Genomic DNA, 18497 nt, shown 5'->3' with positions numbered 1-18497 from the left:
ATAGTATCATATGATACTATCATTGTCTATGTTATTTGATATAATTAATAAGATTTTCTACCTCGGTATCTTCTATAGCACCGGTTTTACGATCTTTTAATTCAACGATATTATCCGCTGCTTTTTTAGGACCGATTATAATTTGATAAGGTGAACCGATAAGGTCGTGCGTTGCGAATTTACTGCCGGCACGTGCTTCGGTATCGTCATATAGCACTTCTATGTTTTGAACAGATAGCTCTTTATAAGCCTTTGCCGCAAGCTCTACGCATTTACTATCATGAATATTTAAATTAATTAAAGAAACTTTAAAAGGAGCAACGTTAGAAGGCCATATAATACCTTTCTCATCACAATTTGCTTCTATAATAGCTGCCACTAACCTTGAAATACCTATGCCGTAAGAACTCATTTCTACAGGAGTTAATTTACCATGCTCATCATTAATAAGAGCATTCATATTAACCGAATATTTTGAGCCGATATAAAAAATATGCCCGACTTCTATCCCTTTACTGCTAGTTATTTCCTGTTCAGATATAGGCAATTTATTCAAATCATGCTTTTCTTCGGCTGCTGCGTACCAGCTTTTAATTTCCTCTACATCAATGTTAGGATTATCTTTTAAAGTCTTAAATCTTTTATCGTAATAAATAGTGCTTTCACCGGTCTCGGCGATAATATGAAATTCATGACTTAAATTGCCGCCTATCGGACCGTTATCTGCAATAACAGGGATAGCGAACACACCTAAATCCCGAAAAGTATTGATATAAGCCTGATACATTTGATTATAGGTCTTAACGGCATTTTCTTCGTTTATATCAAAAGAATAAGCATCTTTCATTAAAAACTCCCGACCTCTCATAACACCGAAACGGGGTCTAATCTCATCACGAAATTTCCATTGGATATGATAAAGATTTTTCGGTAAATCCTTATATGACTTAATATTATGACGGAAAATATCCGTAATCATATCTTCATTAGTCGGACCAAATAGTAAAGTATTATCGTGACGGTCTTGAAATTTTAGCATTTCCTTGCCGTAATTATCAAAACGTCCCGATTCCATCCATAAATGTGCGGGTTGAATGCAAGGCATTAGAACTTCCAAAGCTCCCGCTTTATTCATGTTTGAGCGTACTATATTCTCGATATTCTTCAGTACTTTTAAGCCGAGCGGAAGCCATGTATAAATACCTGCTGCTTGTTGCCTAATCATTCCGCTTCTAAGCATTAATTTATGCGAAGTTACTTGAGCTTCACTTGGCTCTTCTTTTAAAACAGGTAAAAAATATTTTGATAATAACATTATATACTCTAAGTAAAATAAAAAACAGATATACGAAGATCAACTTCAAAAAGAGCAAGGAGTTCACAAGTCGAGGAGCGGAGCGTATACTTAATACGTGAGCACCGCAGATCTTGTAGAACGACGTAGCCAATTTTTGAAGTTCATCGAGTATATTATCTTTTAGCAGTAAGATTCAAAAACTCATGGCGATATTTCTGCTGCTCAGCAAACATACCCGTATAATGCATTGTATTCATAGTAATATTAATATCGCTATCTTGCATCATACTATCCTGCATTACACCCCGCATCGTCATACAGCTATGTAAAGCAGAAATCTTAACGGCAACACCAAGCGGCTTTAAATTCTCCTGAACGCTTTCTGCTATTTGTACCGTCATTTTTTCTTGAATCTGTAATCTTCTAGCGAAAACATTTACTATTCGTGCAAGCTTACTTATACCAATAATACAATTATCGGGAATATAAGCTATATCTACTGTACCGATGAAAGGGAGCATATGATGTTCACAGAAAGAGGTAAATTTTATATCTTTCAGTAAGATAAAATCCTGAAAATTACAAGTATCATAAAATTTTGTACTTAATATTTCTGCTATATCTTTTTCATAACCGGAGAATAATTCCCCGTAGCTGTTAATTACTCTCTCAGGAGTTTTAAGTAATCCTTCTCTATTTGGGTCTTCACCAATGAATTTTAGTAATGTTCTTACCGCTTCTTTAGCTTCTTCTCTAGTTGGTTTACTCATGTTCTAGTTTTATACTTTTAAAAAACATTACTTTAACACAAATATATACAAACATCAAGCCGCCTACTATAGCAATAAGCCCTCCTCCACCCATCATTCCCATTAATAGCTTAGCTGACATCGGCATTACGCTATTTGGATCTTTCCGCATAACACCGTAACCACCGGCGAATGCTAGCCCAAGTATGTGCAGAATCTGCCCGAATGTTAGGAGGTAGATGGCAAATGTCATCCTGTAGGCGGTTAATAGTGTCATCCCGTGGCTTGACCACGGGATCCAGTCTTGCTTTGTTTTTTCTATGGATTCCGTGGTCAAGCCACGGAATGACACTATACTATACCCCATACAAGCAATGCTAATACCTACTATAGAACCGTGATAATGAGCAGGGATTACTACATTTATACCTGTAATATTCATTGCTATAAGCCCGCCGAGTAGAAATAAAGTAATAGAGCAAAGTAAGGTGGTTTTGATGACTTTGCTATTTATTATAACAGTGTCATCCCGTGGCTTGACTGCGGGATCTATTTTTTTACTGGATTCCGTGGTCAAGCCACGGAATGACAAGGACTCACACCCCATGCCGATCAAACATAAAATAGGAGCAAGACCTCCTAGATATTTCATATGATTTGTATAGAATTCTTTGAATGCTCCGTCAATAATGTCATAAGATACATGACCAAATATTGCAATAACACCAAAAATAAAATTCAAATAAAGTAAGAACAGATAGAATTTTTGGAATTTTAATTCTCTACCTATTAGCTTCTGAAATAAGACAACCCAAATAAATATTAATATTTGAGTATATATAAATTGTAATAAATGACCTCCGCTCCAAAAAAGTAATTCATAATAAAATTCTATCTCTATAGGAATAATTTGAATGATGTTTTGCAAACCGTTATAAGACCATCCAAAACAAACAAAGCTTAAAATAAACATTATAATAGTCGATAATACAGTAAAATTAACTAGACTATTTAAGTTCATCCAATCGAATAAGTATACAATATTTATAGCGTATAATAGCAACGTAACACCAAATAAGCTTAACCCCAAAATAAAGACAATATTTTCAAGCATCGGTATATAGTTATTCATCACTGGATTGTGTCCGGCTATTGGGGATACGGCAATTAGAAGAGTAGCTAGAAAAGCAAGTTTGGGATAAAGGTAAAGCACGTCATTGCGAGCGAAAATAGAGAGCGTGGCAATCTCAGGAGATTTGACGAGATTGCCGCGTCGAGGCTTTGCCTCTCCTCGCAATGACGTTTCACAACCCCAAACGCTAGCAGTGATAGAAAACAACCAAATTAATACCGATAAATTAACATGAATAATTAAAGCAGATTTGAAAATATGCGGATTTGGGAAAAAATCGGCTAATTGAGGAGTACGTAACACTACCAAAATAACCGAATATAAACCTGCAAACCCTAAGGATAAAATACCAAGCTTAAGCCACGAGATAGTTAAGCTATTATTTTGTGAGTGATTGGTAGAATTCATAACTACAGGTAAATATTAAATATAATCTACAAATAGCTCACGGTATTTAAATAAGCAATATTTTTTATTTGATTTGGAAATTAACGTAAGCTATTAATAAGTCAATAGATAGAACTTCGTATATCGACTTTTCATTTACCCGGAGCTACTTAATATATGATTAACCACCCACGGATCGGTATCGGTATTTTAATCTTTAATAATAGAAATGAAATTTTATTAGGTAAACGTATTAGTTCCCATGGTGAGTCTAGTTATGCTCCTGCCGGTGGACATTTAGAATTTGGAGAAACATTTGAAGAATGTGCTATCCGTGAAGTTTTAGAAGAAACAAATCTAATCATTGAAAACCCACAATTTATAGCGGTGACTAACGATATTTTTGAAAAAGAACAAAAGCATTATGTCTCGATTTTCCTTAAAGCTCATTGTTCAAATGAGCATGAATTACAGAATCTTGAGCCTCATAAAGTAGAAAACTGGCAGTGGTTTGCTCTTGATAACTTACCCTATAACCTCTTCCTGCCTCTAAAAAGACTTATTGAGAAAAAATGTTATCTATACAAAGAAATTATTGATTAATCTAATATTTCTTATTCTACTTTAAATATGTAATATAGATTTTAGTGGATTGAATGGTGGGTTTGAGAAGACTTGAACTTCCGACCTCACGCTTATCAGGCGTGTGCTCTAACCAGCTGAGCTACAAACCCACAGTGTAGAAGTATGGTGAGCTCGCCGGGATTCGAACCCGGGACCCTTTGATTAAAAGTCAAATGCTCTACCGACTGAGCTACGAGCTCTTAAATATATTGTAATTAGCAATATGAAGATCAATTTCAAAAAGAGCAAGAAGTCTATAAATCGAGGAACGCAGTGTATACTTAATACGTGAGTACCGCAGACTTTATAAGACGACGTAGCCAATTTTTGAAATTCATCGAATATTGAATATATTCAAAAATTATGTTTTACTTTATCGCCGAAAAAGGCTAATCTGTCAACAATTATTTTTTAATTTAATATATAGGAAGTTTATGCAGCATCAGGATGTGGCTATAATTATCCCCTCAAGGCTAAGTTCAACTAGGCTTAAACAAAAACCGCTGCAGCTTATCGGCTCTATAACTTTAATCGAGCGGGTATTCAAACAAGTAAATCAGGCTAACCTTGAGCATACATATGTTGCGACCGACTCGGAAGAGATAGCAAATATTATTAAAAAAGTCGGAGGAAAAGTAATATTCAAGGATAGTGCTATCCCAACCGGTACTGATCGTACTTATGAAGCTTTTAAATTAATTCCAAATAATCAAAACATTAATTACATAGTTAATGTACAGGGAGATATGCCTTTCATTGAACCTAGCTCTATTTTGAAAATTATAGAATATTTAAAAAACAGCGAGTACGATATTGTTACACCGGTAGTAAAGGTAGATAGAGAATCAGTAGAAGCTAGTAGTAATGTTACCGTAGCGGTTGACTCGGCGGGGAAAGCATTGTATTTTTCGCGTAGTCTTATTCCAAACGGTGCAGAAGAATTTTTATATCATGTAGGCATGTATGGTTTTCGCAAAAACGCTTTAGAAAAATTTGTATCTCTTAAGCCGACTTTTTTAGAAAAAACAGAACGTTTAGAACAATTACGTGTCCTTGAAAACGGCATGACTATAGGTACATGTTTAGTTGAGAATGTTCCTATTTCCGTAGATACGGAAGAAGACTTAAAAAAAGCAGTAAAATTTTACGAAAATATTAGTAAACTAGGTTTATAATAAATAATGGTACGTTTCATTTTTGTTACCGGCGGCGTTGTTTCATCACTCGGTAAAGGTCTAACGGCAGCATCTCTTGCTATGCTATTACAAGCGAAAGGATTTAAAGTTTGCGTACGAAAACTAGACCCTTATCTTAACGTCGTCGACCCTGGGACTATGAATCCTCACGAACATGGGGAAGTATATGTAACAGATGACGGAGCAGAAACTGATCTAGATCTTGGACATTATGAACGTTTTACCGGAGTTTCCTCATGCAAGTTTGATAGCATCACGACAGGAGCGATATACTCAAAACTACTTAAAGATGAACGTTTAGGAAATTACACCGGCGTTACCGTTCAAATCATCCCGCATGTTACAAATATAATAAAAGATTTTATACTTTCAAACACAAAGGGCTTTGATTTTATTATTTGTGAAATAGGCGGTACAGTCGGTGATATTGAAGGTCTACCGTTTTTTGAAGCTATAAGGCAAATCGGTAACAAATTAAAAAGCGAAAATTGCTTATTTATTCATTTAACATTATTACCTTATGTTAAAACCGCCCGTGAATTAAAAACAAAACCTACCCAACACTCAGTTAAAGAATTACGTGCTATAGGTATTACACCTAATATACTAGTATGTCGTGCAGAACGTAACATTTCAAAAAGCGAAATAGATAAAATAGCTTTATTTTGTAATATAGAATCTGAGTATGTTATTCCGGCAATAGATCAAAAAAATATATATTTAGTACCGATTGCGTATCATAATTCAGGTCTTGACAATAAAGTACTAAAATTTTTTAATATTAATGTCGTACCGTCCAAATTAGATAAATGGTATGATATAATTGGTAGGCTAAAAGATTCTAATTCAAAAGTAAGAATTGCTATAATAGCTAAATATCATAAATTAAAAGATGCTTATAAATCAGTAATCGAGGCACTTGATCATGCAGGTATTTATTACAAATACAAAATTGATTTAGTATGGATAAATGCTGAAAATCTAACTGAAGAGAATATTAATAAAAAATTATTAAATATAGACGGGATTTTAGTACCGGGCGGATTTGGAGAACGGGCAACTAAAGGAAAAATTACAGCAATAACATATGCTCGCACTAATAACATACCTTTTTTTGGAATATGTTTCGGTATGCAACTTGCAACGATCGAAATAGCTCAGAACTTAATCGGTATTAAAGATGCAGTAACGGAAGAGTTTAAAGTAGACGGTACAAAAATTATTGAGAAAGTAAATAAAAACTGTGAAGACTCAAAAATAACAATTGAAAATGTAAAAAAGACTATGAGGCTCGGCTCTTATCCTTGTAGTTTGGTTGCAAGTACCATTGCAGCTAATGCTTATAAAAGCCTTGAAATAAATGAGAGACATCGTCATAGATATAAATTTAATAATGAATTTCAAAATATTTTTGAAAAAAACGGAGTAGTATTTAGCAGTTTTTCAAAAGATGAAGAGATTGTAGAAATAATTGAACTACCGCTACTGCGTTGGTTCGTAGGAGTACAATTTCATCCGGAATTTAAATCTAAACCTTTTGAAGCTCATCCGTTATTTATTCAGTTTATTAAAGCAGCGATTGAGTATACTCCGCGTAAATGAATAGTTGGTATACGAAGATCAACTTGGAAAAGAGCAAGGAGTTCACAAGTCGAGGAGCGGAGCGTATACTTAATACGTGAGCACCACAGATCTTGTAGAACGACGTAGCCAATTTTTCAAGTTCATCGAGTATATAACAAATGTAATTAACAACAATATATGAGACTATTTTAAAAAATCTTGACATAGTTTTTATTATAGTCTAGGTTGCATAAAAAATAATATAGCCGGACAGTTTTTGAAAAACGCTGGGAGTCATCCCTGCAAAAGTCTTGTTGCGTGGAACGGTTTTTCCGTCATTGCGAGCAGCCATAGGCTGCGTGGCAATCTCATGAAATAATAACAAACTCCTGAGATTGCTTCGTCGAATTACTACGTAATTCTTCTCGCAATGACGACTCTAGTATCCACTCCGGTACTAAAAAAATAAGCTCATAGTAAATCAATGGATGCCGTGGATTCTAACTTCACAATTTGGAATAAAGCCAGAAACAGTAAATTTAGGCATATAGTATGGCCGATTAGATCGTATGAATTAACCAAATTCATCCCGATGGCCTTACTAATGTTTTTTATTCTACTTAATCAAAACTTAGTTCGTAGTATTAAAGATAGTTTTGTTGTTACCTTAATTAGCTCGGAAGTATTGAGTTTTATCAAACTTTGGGGCGAAATGCCGATGGGAATTTTATTTGTTATTCTTTATTCTAAACTCTGTAATATTATGACAACAGAGCAAGTTTTTAGGATAATTACCGGCACTTTTTTATTTTTCTTTGCAATTTTTGGTTTTATTTTATTTCCGTACAGAGAGTTTTTTCATCCCGATCCCGAATTAATTAAGCACTATATCACTGTTCTTCCTCACTTAAAATGGTTTTTAATAATTTGGGGACAGTGGAGTTTAGTATTATTTTATATTATGGGAGAATTATGGCCGGTTATAGTATTTACTCTTTTATATTGGCAGCTTGCAAATAAAATTACTAAAGTCGAAGAAGCACCGAGATTTTACTCATTTTTTACTTTATTTGGACAAACTAATTTACTCATCTCAGGAACCGTAATTATTTATTTTGCTAAGAGTGAGCATTTCTTATTACCTTTATTTTCTCATCTAAACGATACAAATGAAATCCTTTTAAAATCATTTATTACGGTTATTTTAATATCTGGATTAATTTGTCTAGCTCTTCATAAACTTATTGATAAATCAGTCGTAGAAGCAGACAAAAATATTAAATTTAAAAATCAAAGAACGGATATATTGAAATTAAGCTTAGTCGAAAGTGCAAAAGTAATATTAACTTCTAGATATCTCGGTTTTATTTGTCTTCTTGTAATGTCTTATTCTATGAGTATTAGCCTAATAGAAGGATTATGGATGTCAAAAGTAAAACAACTCTATCCTGCTACAAAGGATTTTATATCCTATCACGGTGAAGTGTTTTTTTGGACGGGAGTACTCACGTTAGTTAGTGCGTTTTTAGGAAGTAGTTTAATTAGAATATGCGGCTGGTTTTGGGGAGCTATTATAACACCGATTATGATGTTTGGAGCAGGCGTTATGTTCTTTTCATTCACGGTTTTTGAAAATCACCTAGGAAATATCGTAAATACTCTCGGCTATAGTTCGCCGCTTGTCGTTATAGTTTTTATCGGCGGACTTTGGCATGTACTTTCCAAATCCGTAAAATATTCACTTTTTGATGCTACTAAAGAAATGGTATATATTCCGCTCGATAGTGAAATGAAGACCAAAGGTAAAGCTGCCGTTGATGTTATGGGTACTAAAATCGGTAAATCAATAGGTGCTATTATTCAATTCATATCCTTTAGTATTTTCCCGAACGCCGTACATAACGACATAGCCGGTTTATTGATGTTTAGCTTTGTAATCGTATGTCTATTATGGCTATACGGCGTAAAAGTTTTATCGGAACACTATAATAAGATGATAAAACGTTGATAGTTTTGTGTATCATCCTGCAAGACATTGGCGTTGTTGCGTGGACCTGCTTTTCCGTCATTGCGAGAAGAATTACACAGTAATTCGACGAAGCAATCTCAGGAGTTTGTTATTATTTCATGAGATTGCCACGCATTCTACGAATGCTCGCAATGACGTGGTGGTATCCACGCAGGAATGACATAAAACAAGCCATACAACAAGGTCGGCTTGACCACTAAATCGATCCAGGTAATAAATAGTTGATCAAACTACTGTATTTTGAGCATCCTCTCCTATTAATCCTTGATCAAGTAAATCAAAAGCCTCATCCAAGCACTTATATACTGCATTTTCTTGAGCTACTTCCGAATAATCTTCGATTAACCCTAGATTTTGACAAGTAGTAACAAGTTTAGCTTTTAAACTATCACTCTCTTGATTTTCAATATAATCTAATATTATTTTTGAAACATCTTGGTTTGCTTCTTCATATTTATTTTTTAAGTTCTGTAATCTGTCAACATATACTCTTAACGTCTCTACTTCTTTACTTTGATATATTAAGCCCTTTATTTTTTCAATTCGTTTTATTAACCGCTCTGCCTCTTCATGCGGTTCTTTACATTGTCTTACTAAATTTGCTTTTGTAAAATTAGTATTAGCATTATTATGCATTAATAGTGAAAGAATAATTTTATTTTCTACTGAGTTACGACCACAGTAATATAATACTTCACCCATCTGTTTATAGTCATTCACCGTAGCACCATATTCAAGTAACATTTTGGCTTTTTCAAAATTACCTGTAACCTCTAAAGCAGTATAACCATTCTCATCTTGTATATTAGGATCAATATTTTTTTGAAGCAACTCTTTAAGTTCTACTAGGTCAGTTACATGATGTAGGGTACTTTTGTTTTCTGGGCTATCTACCGTATCAAAGCTTACATCTTTACTATTAAGACTATTGTTAATACTAATGCGTAAATCATGAAACACATCTGGAACGGTTTTACATTCTTTTGCATTACTTCCCTTTCCTATACAAGATTTAAAAATATTTATTAACTTAGAAATTTTAGGCATAGTTATTTTCTTTTTTTTAGTTATTTTATTAAAATTCCATGTTTCATGGTATTTTCGACTCGGCATTATATTAATCTATTTTAATAAAGTCAATGTGAATGGTTAATTTTTATGAATTAACCAATTAATAATATAATTTAAAAATTCTTTTTTCTTGAATCTATTTGTAATATAGTAATAGGCATATTTAATATTTGTAGAGGGAGTAATGAAAAAAAATCCAAAAATCTCATTAATAGGTAGCGGTAACATAGGTGGTACGCTTGCTCACTTAATTAGCCTTAGAGAACTCGGTGATATCGTGTTATTTGATGTGGCTGAAGGAGTACCGCAAGGAAAAGCATTGGATCTCATGCAAGCCGGTACAATAGCCGGATCTGATATCAAAATAAAAGGCACAAACGACTATAAAGATATTGAAGGGTCTGATGCAATAATTATTACTGCCGGTTTACCAAGAAAACCAGGAATGAGTAGAGATGATTTAATTAGCATTAATACCGGTATTATGAAAAATGTTGCAGAGAATGTTAAAAAATACGCTCCTGATGCTTTTGTAATAGTAATTACCAATCCGCTTGATGTTATGGTATATGTCATGCTTAAAGAAAGCGGACTACCTCATAATAAAGTAATAGGTATGGCAGGCGTACTTGACTCATCAAGATTTAATCTTTTTCTTGCTGAAGAATTTAAAGTATCGGTTAGCAATGTTAATAGCACGGTTCTCGGCGGTCATGGTGATGCTATGGTACCTCTTGCAAGATATTCTACAATATCAGGAGTACCGATACCTGACTTGATAAAAATGGACTTATCAAGTAATGAAAATATTGAAAAAATAATCGATCGTACTAGAAACGGCGGCGGTGAGATTGTTGCATTACTTAAAACAGGTTCTGCTTATTATGCCCCCGCAGCCTCAGCAATAGAAATGCTTGAAGCATATTTAAAAGATAAACGTCAAATTCTAACTTGTGCCGCTTATCTACAAGGTGAATATGGGGTTAATGATTTATATGTCGGAGTACCTATTATTATAGGTAAAGAAGGCGTCATAAAAGTAGTAGAACTACAGCTAACTAAAGAAGAAAAAGCATTATTCGACAAATCAGTTGAGGGAGTTAAAAAACTCATTGACACGATAAAATAAATGATAAAATCATATTATTGAAGCACAAATGCAACAAGATTTAAAATATTGAATTAATACTAATTATTAGTATTGTTAATTTAACATAAATGGTATTACATTTTGGTTTATTTTTATTAATAGAGGAAAATTATGAAACATAAGAATGAATTAGACCAGCTAATAAGGAATCTTTATTTAATAAAAAATACTAATTTAAATAATATTTTAGAAACAGATAAACTAGCTATAACACGTACAACTAATTTTATAGAAGCTCTAATAAACAAAATAGACCCTAGAAAGCCGGGACCGTATGTTTCTCAGCAACAAGCTAACTTCAAAGTAGCAAATGATAAAAATATACAGGGGGCTAGTAAAGAAATTTATTTAAACAATCTACCTATTAGTATTGGTAAAGTTGAAGGCTTTAAGGAAGATGGAAAAGGTAGAAAAACAAAGGCTCAACTTGATGTCCTAATATCCCCTTCAGATTTTTCAGAATTATTAAAACTAAGTAATTCATTACCGGTCATTAATGAGCAAGGATCAAAAATAAATGGCAATATTAATCTATTGCAATTGATGGAAGAAGTTGTTCAGAAAGTAGGGAAAAAGAGCCTAAATATACAGCAAGATAAAAAAGTACCTACCTCACAAGAAAATGAACAAGCTATAACACATGGTCAACAAAAAATAGAGCTTAGCCTTAAAGAAGAGATAATAAAGTTAAGGGAAGCAGTTCAAGAAACAATCAAAAATCCAACTAATAATGAAGAATTTAATAAGACATCAAAAGAAATTTTAGATTTGATTAATAATATCAACTCTCATCAACCATCTAGATTACAGGCAGCCAGAAATAAAATCCTGAGTAGCGGAGGAAGCCCTAATAGTAAAAATACAAAAATAGAAGAATTTTTTCTTGAACAACATGAATGGGATAAATTTCAAGAATTAAGAGAAAGATTACAAAAAATAAAAGAACCTAGAGAAAAATTAGAGGAAATGAAAAATTTTTATGATGTGATTAATTCATTAGATAAAAATATCATTCTAGGGGCAATGCAAGAGAAACAAAAAGCTCAACAAGCTTCCAATCAAAAAGCACAAGAGATTATAAGAAGCAAATTTTTATATCTTGATAATGCCGGAGATTTTTCAGACGGTTTACAAAATTTATTTGAGGAGTTAAAAAATAAAGAAGAGAAAGGGCAAAAAGAACTTATAGAAGCTTCTAAAAATATACTCAGCAAAAGTATATCAGTAAATAAAAATTACTTCCGTAATACTAATAATTCAAGCGAGTTAGATTTACAATATAAGATGTTATTAATAGATCATGCAGATAATATCTCGCAAAATATAAAGGAGGCTCTAGTCTTATATGCCGGAAGTAATAACAATAACCAGATTGATATATTATCTGAAGAATTAGCAAATAAATTTAAAAATATATCAAATTTAATAAGGCAAAATGAATCAGTACTACAGAAAGAAACAAGTAAATATTCTCCTTCTTTAGAAACTATACCTGAAGATTCTATACCTAAGTTATCGCCGGCAATAGTACATTCCTCAACAGAACTTTTTGCAAAACTAGAAAACTCATTCAATGAACTAGAACAATTCACTGATAAAATATTAATAGATGCCGGCAAATCTTATGTACAACAGGCAAATATTAATCCTAAATCTAATAATGTTTCTAGATCTTCTTCCATTGATTCAGGAATCGGTTCAAGTCAAGAAGAATTATCTACCACATTTGGAAAAAGCGGCTCTACTAATTTAATTGAGGCTCTTGATTTAGCACAAGCGAAAATTTTATCAAATTCAAATACAATAAAAGATAAGTTAACGGCAACAAAAGAACTACAAAAATCTATCCAACAAAAAGAAGTAAGCAATGAAAGACTTACTCAAGAAGAAATAGATAATATTTATAAAACACTAGGTATATTTGAAGAAATTAAGGAATATGAAAAGAGCGAAAATTCACGTGATCCTCGTTTGTTAAATAAAAACTACTATAAGCTAACTGATCCTCGTGAGGAGCGTAGAAGCGATAATATCGCTTTAGAGTGGGATGACACCGGAATGGCTGCCTCCTTCCCAAAATAGTGCTGTTTTAGATAAATTAAAAGAAGCAGTAGATGATTATATATCTGAGCTACAAAATGAAAAACTATCTAAAGACACATCTCCGAAGCACGTTAATATTGACAATGTATTACCTAAAATACGAACCTTGTTTAATGACGAATTAGCTAAAGATACATCTCCTAAGCACGTTAATATTGATAATGTATTACCCAAAATACGAATCTTGTTTAATGATGAATTAGCTAAAGACACATCACCAATGCAGGAAGCAATACCGGCTCCTCCTGCTCTTTCCTGGAATACTCATCCTATATTCGGTGATACAATAAAGTTCTTAAAGAGATTTAAAGAAGAAATAGATAAATTTCCACAAGATTCTAAAGCCTCTACCATACCTCTATATTTAAGTAATGTTAATAGAAATTTAGGAAGAAGCGAATTTTTAGCAAGTATGGTATCGACTTCTCAAAAAGATGTGAGAATTAACGATATATTAGATAAGCTTCAAAAAATTTCTACTAATTGTAGTAAGATAAGTAATAGTGATGATAAGTTTAATAAAGAGATTAAAGAATCTTTTGTAGAAATTAATACCACATTAAAAAATATAATAGAATATAAAGGACCCGAAATAGAATATTTAAATTCCAATATAGAAAAAGTTCAAAAGAATTTATCTCGTTTAGAATCTTTTACTTATGAATTATCTAAAAATACATCTCCGAAACATACTAAGCAATCAACCCAAGAACAACCTAAAATATCTACAGGAGCAGTTACCGGTATAAAAGATAGAATAGCAAAATTTGAAGCAGACTCTGACAGCAAGATCAAAAAATACTGGACAGAAGAAAAGAAACAGACTGTAGAAAAACAACATGAAAATACTCAATCTGACTATATAACTCCTAAGAAAAATTTTGAGTTTGAAAATCGAGGTAAAGAAATTAAAGAGAATAGCACTAAAAATTTAATAAACAAATTTGAAAAAGGCTTTGATAGTAAAATAACAAGATACTGGACATCACCGGAAGAATGGGAAAAATGGGAGGAAGAAAAACAGAAAGGTACAGGGAAAGAGAATGAACTAATAAGACCTCGTACAAAATTTTTAATAGAACATTCTAAGCATGCTCAATCTAAAGATAATGCACCTAAAAGGCAAACTAAGAGTTATATAGAAGCTAGTGAAGATACATATATAAAAGAAGGCAATACAAAAAGCTTAAAAGACAAATTTGAAAACTTAGCAAAAGAAGCGAAGAAAATTGGAACACAGGCACAGCAAAGCTCCAAATCTTCAAGTAGCCCTAGCATAAAACCTACAGGTCGCAGTAAAGACGGAAGAGTTATCTAAGACAATTGATGTTATTCTTGTTTTTGAGTCTGTTGCATGGCTCATTTATGTCATTCCCGCAAAAACAATAAAAAATACTAATAATTTTAGTATTTTTAACTGGATCCCGTGAATAAATCACGGGATGACAACAAAAAAACCGAGCCATGCAACCAAGCCTTTAGTCACTCGCAATGACGATTTAGTATCCATGCAAGGATGATACCTTACGTAAAACCAACACTGTACTCATTAATGTTATAAGCAAAAATATAAAAAAGCTTAAAGTTAGAGATAGTGACTTAAAATTTTGCCACAACAACATACTAAAGAAAGGAGTAGTTGAGGATAGAATAATACCTCCAAAAGAATGAGATAGACTATAAAGCCTCATTTTAACATTAGTCTTAAACAAAGATTGAACAATAATTTGTAGCGGTACTGCATAAAATGCTGCAAGTCCTATTAATATAACGGGACAGAGAATATTAAATATTTGTTTGTATAACATTATTTGCATTCCTAAAGCAGCAATAATGCTAACAAATAAAGCCCATGTAATCTGTCTTAAAGGGTTTATTTTATCGGCAAGCAGCCCTGCAAAAACGGCTGATATTCCATAGGTAGTAGTAAGAGCTATATTCATAAATCTTATTTCAGGATGATTTATAAAAGCTATTTTTGTTAAAAAAACTCCTAAGAAAATTACTAAAAAGTGATACACTCCTCCAATAGCACCGTTTATTAGTAATGCTATTATAAAGGATAGTTTATTATCTTTTATAATTTGCCATATGGTACTTTTTGATGAAGGTTTATTTTTATAATATAAGAATTCGCTAGTTTCTTTAAAAAAATTTCTCATCAAAATAGCAAATAAACCAAATATTGCACCGATAAAGAAATTTAAACGCCATAAATACTGGATATCAGAATTGCTAGCATAATAATAAGCTATAGCCGCAAGTAATGCACCTATTTGGCTGCAACATGAAACTATTCCTATATTTAAATTTTTCCGATTAACTCCTGTTTTTTCAGCTACATAAACCTTTATTCCGTCAACTTCTCCGGCAAGGCTTGCTAAAAAAACCATTCGACATAATGTTAGTATTACCGTAGCAAAAATACCTATCATCTCAAAGGAAGGAGTAATAGCAATTAATCCGGTAGAAATGCTACTCATGAACATTGATATCTTAATAGATTTAGTACGCCCGTATTTATCTCCGATAAATCCAAAAATTAAAGACCCTAAAGGTCGTACTATAACGGCTGCACTAAGAATGGCAAAAAAACCAAGTAGTTGTTTATCCTGCTCTATATTAGGCAAGAAATTTTGTGCGAGAATACTAGCCGATAAACCAAATAAAACATAATCATAATAACGGATAATCGTGGTAAAAAATGCAACTAAAAAAGCTGAATTAAACATATAATATTTTCTTTTGGTGATAACATCATATGATACAAACTCTTTAGGCTATATGAAAGAAAATTAATTTAATATATTCCACTCACATCGCCTGTGGTCAAGCCGGCGTGTTGCATAGCTCGTTTTATGTCATTCCCGCGAAAGCGGAAATCCAGTGAAATATATAAAAAACTTGTTTTTTTATATGTTTATTATATCAAATATGTAACTTCTAAATCAATATTGAAGTTATTTTTTTGGATTCCTGCTTTCGCAGGAATGACATCGAACGAACACATTTTCCGAGCCACGCAACAACAATGCTGCAACAAGAATCAAAAGCAGCGATAACATATAGAGCCAGTAAATTCCTGAACAAATTATACTCCTCTTCCTGAGTTTTGCTTTTCTATTTTTTTTCTTTGTGCCTCTATAGCTTTTGCCAGTCCTTCTTTATGCTTATCTCTTTCCTGAGGTATTTGTTTACCAATATCTTTCGCCTCTTCTTTTACAATATTTGGAATTGACGGAGGAGGAGGTGGAGGAGGAGGTGGTGGTGGAATAGGAATACCACTCCCAGGCATTGGAGGCGGCACCGGTATAGTACCGCTAGGCATAGTTGAAGTATTTTTTGAAGGTTGATTAGTAGCTTCTGTTTGCTGCTGCTTTATCTTCTCTTCTTTCATACGTTTTATAGCTGCTAATGCTCCTTGTTGCTGTAAATCTGCAGCTGTCGGTTCTCCTTTCATAGGCGATGAGGGGTTATTTTTATTATCAAACTTTTTTTCTCTATCTGAAGCACTATTAATATTACTACGTTCTTTTTCTATAGCTTTAAATTGATTATTAATAGATTCCAATTCTGCAACAATTTTCCATCTTTCTTCTCTAGTAATATTAGAATTAGCTTTTTTTTCTTCAAGCCCCTTTTTCTTATCTTCTAATTCTTTCTGTTTTTGCTTTAATTCTTCTAAAATTTTTGCATGATTATCTGTTTGGATTTTAGGTTCTTTATTTTGACTTATTGGAGTATCAACACTCTGCTTTCTTTGCACATTCTTCCATGCTAACTCTTCTATAAAAGAATTAAATTTTGGCTTTTCTACTGGTTGAGATGAACTCTTTATTAGTATTTCTACCGGCTTTATTCCTATCTCTGCTTGTGTGAGATCTTCAAAACTCTCTTTAGAAGCCAAAGGTTTTTCAGGTATTTGTTGATTTGTTTGCTGTACAATTTCTGTAATTTCTTTAATATTTTTATGTAATTCTGCAATAGAACTAGCTCTTTCTAATTCTTTTTTAGGATTTCTAATATTCTCATACCGACTCTTTAAATCTTCCTTTAAATAATCATAAGTTGCTTTAATAGATGTTACTTTAGTTTCAAAGCTTGCGGTAATTTGTGCTGCTAACTTTAATGATTGTTCTAAAGGCTGCTTTCCTTCTTCACCTAAAGGCTGAATTATGATTTTAGACTTTTCTCCTGAAAACCATCTTGAAAATACACTTGGTTTATAGACTTGAATTTCTGCTTTACCGCCTTTCTCATCTTTAACTATTACACTCCCTTCATAACCGGTAAACTTATTAAGCAATGTTTTAGGATTTTTAAATTCTGCCGTTAAATTATTATTTTGTAATTTAGGAAAGAGGTCTTGAATATTTCTTTTTTCTTCTAAGAATTTACTTAATTTTTTAAAAGTTTGATCATTTTGCGAACTTATATTATCTATCTCATAACCAGGACTATTATCTACAAAATTTAGTACGAAAGGTTTGGCTTTTATTCCGTCATATATCTTTTTCAAAAAATTATCATTAAAATTTTGACTTTCGTTAGTACCTTTTAAATTATTCTTTAATTGCTCAAAAGTCATTTTTTTCGGTTCGGCAATACTAGGATTATGCAAGTCGGTATTAAGCATAATTGTTTGGTAAGCTAGTATATATGCGGCATCCTTACTTTTTATTTCACCGTTTAAATTTTGTTCATAATAGTTTGTCCCAAAACTTTCGACTAACCTATCTATTTTTTGAGCTTCGCCCGGTAATTTAAATGATTGTAAAAACCCACGTAAACTTTCTAAATAATCTTTTTCTTTAAAATCAAATTGCTTAGTAAAACTCTCTAATACTTTTTTATTATCGCCTCCATCTGTTCCAAGATAATCTCCTACAAACTCTAAATTTAGATTACTTTTTTCTTCATAAAAAAATTTAGCAGTTTCTTCTGCAAAATCTTTATTATTATCAGCACACCATTTTTTAATTCTTACAATTCCGCTTTTTGGCTTATCATTAAAAAGTTTAATTACTTCGTTTTTTACTAATGAGTCCATTTTATCTCTCACAAGTTAATTAAATATCTAGTAATTAAAGACCTTTTATAGATTCAACACAAGTAAAAGCCGCAATTTTTAATATTTTACTATGTTACTGTGGCTTGTAAGATTTTATTCAGAAATATTGATAAGATTTTTGCAAG

At 32.5% G+C, this 18497-nt stretch carries 11 protein-coding genes, 2 tRNA genes and 5 pseudogenes; 9 read left to right on the top strand and 9 right to left on the bottom strand.

Going from position 1 to position 18497, the window contains the following annotated elements; all coding sequences use genetic code 11:
- Window positions 1–31: 31 nt before the first annotated feature.
- From proS to H6P87_RS02750, 4 genes and pseudogenes are all read right to left on the bottom strand, one after another.
- Window positions 32–1315, bottom strand: a complete 1284-nt coding sequence (proS, locus tag H6P87_RS02760; RefSeq protein WP_202069940.1) for a proline--tRNA ligase — start codon at window positions 1313–1315, stop codon at window positions 32–34.
- A 155-nt stretch (window positions 1316–1470) separates the two neighbouring features.
- The gene (gene folE / locus H6P87_RS02755) at window positions 1471–2067 is read right to left on the bottom strand and encodes a GTP cyclohydrolase I FolE (RefSeq protein ID WP_202069939.1); all 597 of its coding nucleotides are present in this window, start codon (window positions 2065–2067) and stop codon (window positions 1471–1473) included.
- Window positions 2060–2293: pseudogene (locus tag H6P87_RS07505) on the bottom strand (hypothetical protein); the annotation flags it as partial. The gene folE and the pseudogene H6P87_RS07505, both read right to left, overlap by 8 nt.
- Window positions 2294–2400: 107 nt before the next feature.
- Window positions 2401–3586: pseudogene (locus H6P87_RS02750) on the bottom strand (palindromic element RPE4 domain-containing protein); the annotation flags it as partial.
- A 156-nt stretch (window positions 3587–3742) separates the two neighbouring features.
- On the opposite strand from H6P87_RS02750, the pseudogene H6P87_RS02745 reads away from it, so the two are divergent.
- A pseudogene (locus H6P87_RS02745) lies at window positions 3743–4069 on the top strand (nucleotide triphosphate diphosphatase NUDT15); the annotation flags it as partial.
- A gap of 153 nt (window positions 4070–4222) precedes the next feature.
- Here the strand turns inward: H6P87_RS02745 and H6P87_RS02740 are convergent.
- Window positions 4223–4299, bottom strand: a tRNA-Ile gene (locus H6P87_RS02740).
- Between the two features lie 14 nt (window positions 4300–4313).
- Window positions 4314–4389 (bottom strand) — tRNA-Lys (locus H6P87_RS02735).
- A gap of 234 nt (window positions 4390–4623) precedes the next feature.
- Between H6P87_RS02735 and H6P87_RS02730 the strand changes: the two genes are divergently transcribed.
- The 3 genes from H6P87_RS02730 to tlc2 all read left to right on the top strand — a co-directional run bounded on the left by H6P87_RS02730 (window position 4624) and on the right by tlc2 (window position 8956).
- Window positions 4624–5364, top strand: a complete 741-nt coding sequence (locus tag H6P87_RS02730; protein WP_202069936.1) for a 3-deoxy-manno-octulosonate cytidylyltransferase — start codon at window positions 4624–4626, stop codon at window positions 5362–5364.
- Window positions 5365–5370: 6 nt separating this feature from the next.
- Window positions 5371–6987 carry a CTP synthase gene (locus H6P87_RS02725; RefSeq protein WP_202069935.1) on the top strand — a complete coding sequence of 539 codons (1617 nt, stop codon included), beginning with the start codon at window positions 5371–5373 and terminating at the stop codon, window positions 6985–6987.
- A gap of 445 nt (window positions 6988–7432) precedes the next feature.
- A complete protein-coding gene (tlc2, locus tag H6P87_RS02720) occupies window positions 7433–8956 on the top strand; it encodes a nucleotide exchange transporter Tlc2 (RefSeq protein ID WP_202069934.1) in 1524 nt (507 codons plus the stop codon).
- A gap of 246 nt (window positions 8957–9202) precedes the next feature.
- Here tlc2 and H6P87_RS02715 read toward each other — a convergent pair whose 3' ends face one another.
- Window positions 9203–10024 carry an ankyrin repeat domain-containing protein gene (locus H6P87_RS02715; RefSeq protein ID WP_246438063.1) on the bottom strand — a complete coding sequence of 274 codons (822 nt, stop codon included), beginning with the start codon at window positions 10022–10024 and terminating at the stop codon, window positions 9203–9205.
- A 208-nt stretch (window positions 10025–10232) separates the two neighbouring features.
- Here H6P87_RS02715 and mdh point away from each other — a divergent pair, with 208 nt between their 5' ends.
- The 5 genes and pseudogenes from mdh (at window position 10233) to H6P87_RS02700 (ending at window position 14619) form a co-directional block, all read left to right on the top strand.
- The gene (gene mdh, locus H6P87_RS02710) at window positions 10233–11177 is read left to right on the top strand and encodes a malate dehydrogenase (protein WP_202069933.1); all 945 of its coding nucleotides are present in this window, start codon (window positions 10233–10235) and stop codon (window positions 11175–11177) included.
- Window positions 11178–11309: 132 nt separating this feature from the next.
- Window positions 11310–13280, top strand: a complete 1971-nt coding sequence (locus H6P87_RS02705) for a hypothetical protein (protein ID WP_246438062.1) — start codon at window positions 11310–11312, stop codon at window positions 13278–13280.
- Window positions 13281–13713: 433 nt separating this feature from the next.
- Window positions 13714–13926, top strand: a pseudogene (locus H6P87_RS07290) (hypothetical protein); the annotation flags it as partial.
- A pseudogene (locus H6P87_RS07285) lies at window positions 13915–14292 on the top strand (hypothetical protein); the annotation flags it as partial. The pseudogenes H6P87_RS07290 and H6P87_RS07285, both read left to right, overlap by 12 nt.
- Window positions 14293–14439: 147 nt before the next feature.
- On the top strand, window positions 14440–14619 hold the full coding sequence (locus H6P87_RS02700; protein WP_202070082.1) for a hypothetical protein: 180 nt from the start codon (window positions 14440–14442) through the stop codon (window positions 14617–14619).
- A 181-nt stretch (window positions 14620–14800) separates the two neighbouring features.
- On the opposite strand, the gene H6P87_RS02695 is transcribed toward H6P87_RS02700, so the two are convergent.
- Window positions 14801–16033 (bottom strand): MFS transporter, encoded by a 1233-nt coding sequence (locus H6P87_RS02695; protein ID WP_202069932.1) that lies wholly within the window; start codon window positions 16031–16033, stop codon window positions 14801–14803.
- 359 nt (window positions 16034–16392) lie between these two features.
- A complete protein-coding gene (gene ralF, locus H6P87_RS02690) occupies window positions 16393–18351 on the bottom strand; it encodes a T4SS guanine nucleotide exchange effector RalF (protein ID WP_202069931.1) in 1959 nt (652 codons plus the stop codon).
- Window positions 18352–18497: the final 146 nt, after the last annotated feature.

The organism is Rickettsia tillamookensis, from assembly GCF_016743795.2.
GTDB lineage: Bacteria > Pseudomonadota > Alphaproteobacteria > Rickettsiales > Rickettsiaceae > Rickettsia > Rickettsia tillamookensis.
Note: the sequence above shows the minus strand (reverse complement) of the source record. Positions and strands in the feature narration are given on the sequence as shown.

Coding starts and splice junctions, on each gene's coding strand:
- H6P87_RS02715 (WP_246438063.1), bottom strand. CDS start 10,024: ATGCCTAAAATTTCTAAGTTAATAAATATTTTTAAATCTTGTATAGGA.
- folE (WP_202069939.1), bottom strand. CDS start 2,067: ATGAGTAAACCAACTAGAGAAGAAGCTAAAGAAGCGGTAAGAACATTA.
- H6P87_RS02695 (WP_202069932.1), bottom strand. CDS start 16,033: ATGTTTAATTCAGCTTTTTTAGTTGCATTTTTTACCACGATTATCCGT.
- ralF (WP_202069931.1), bottom strand. CDS start 18,351: ATGGACTCATTAGTAAAAAACGAAGTAATTAAACTTTTTAATGATAAG.
- tlc2 (WP_202069934.1), top strand. CDS start 7,433: ATGGATGCCGTGGATTCTAACTTCACAATTTGGAATAAAGCCAGAAAC.
- H6P87_RS02730 (WP_202069936.1), top strand. CDS start 4,624: ATGCAGCATCAGGATGTGGCTATAATTATCCCCTCAAGGCTAAGTTCA.
- H6P87_RS02725 (WP_202069935.1), top strand. CDS start 5,371: ATGGTACGTTTCATTTTTGTTACCGGCGGCGTTGTTTCATCACTCGGT.
- proS (WP_202069940.1), bottom strand. CDS start 1,315: ATGTTATTATCAAAATATTTTTTACCTGTTTTAAAAGAAGAGCCAAGT.
- mdh (WP_202069933.1), top strand. CDS start 10,233: ATGAAAAAAAATCCAAAAATCTCATTAATAGGTAGCGGTAACATAGGT.
- H6P87_RS02705 (WP_246438062.1), top strand. CDS start 11,310: ATGAAACATAAGAATGAATTAGACCAGCTAATAAGGAATCTTTATTTA.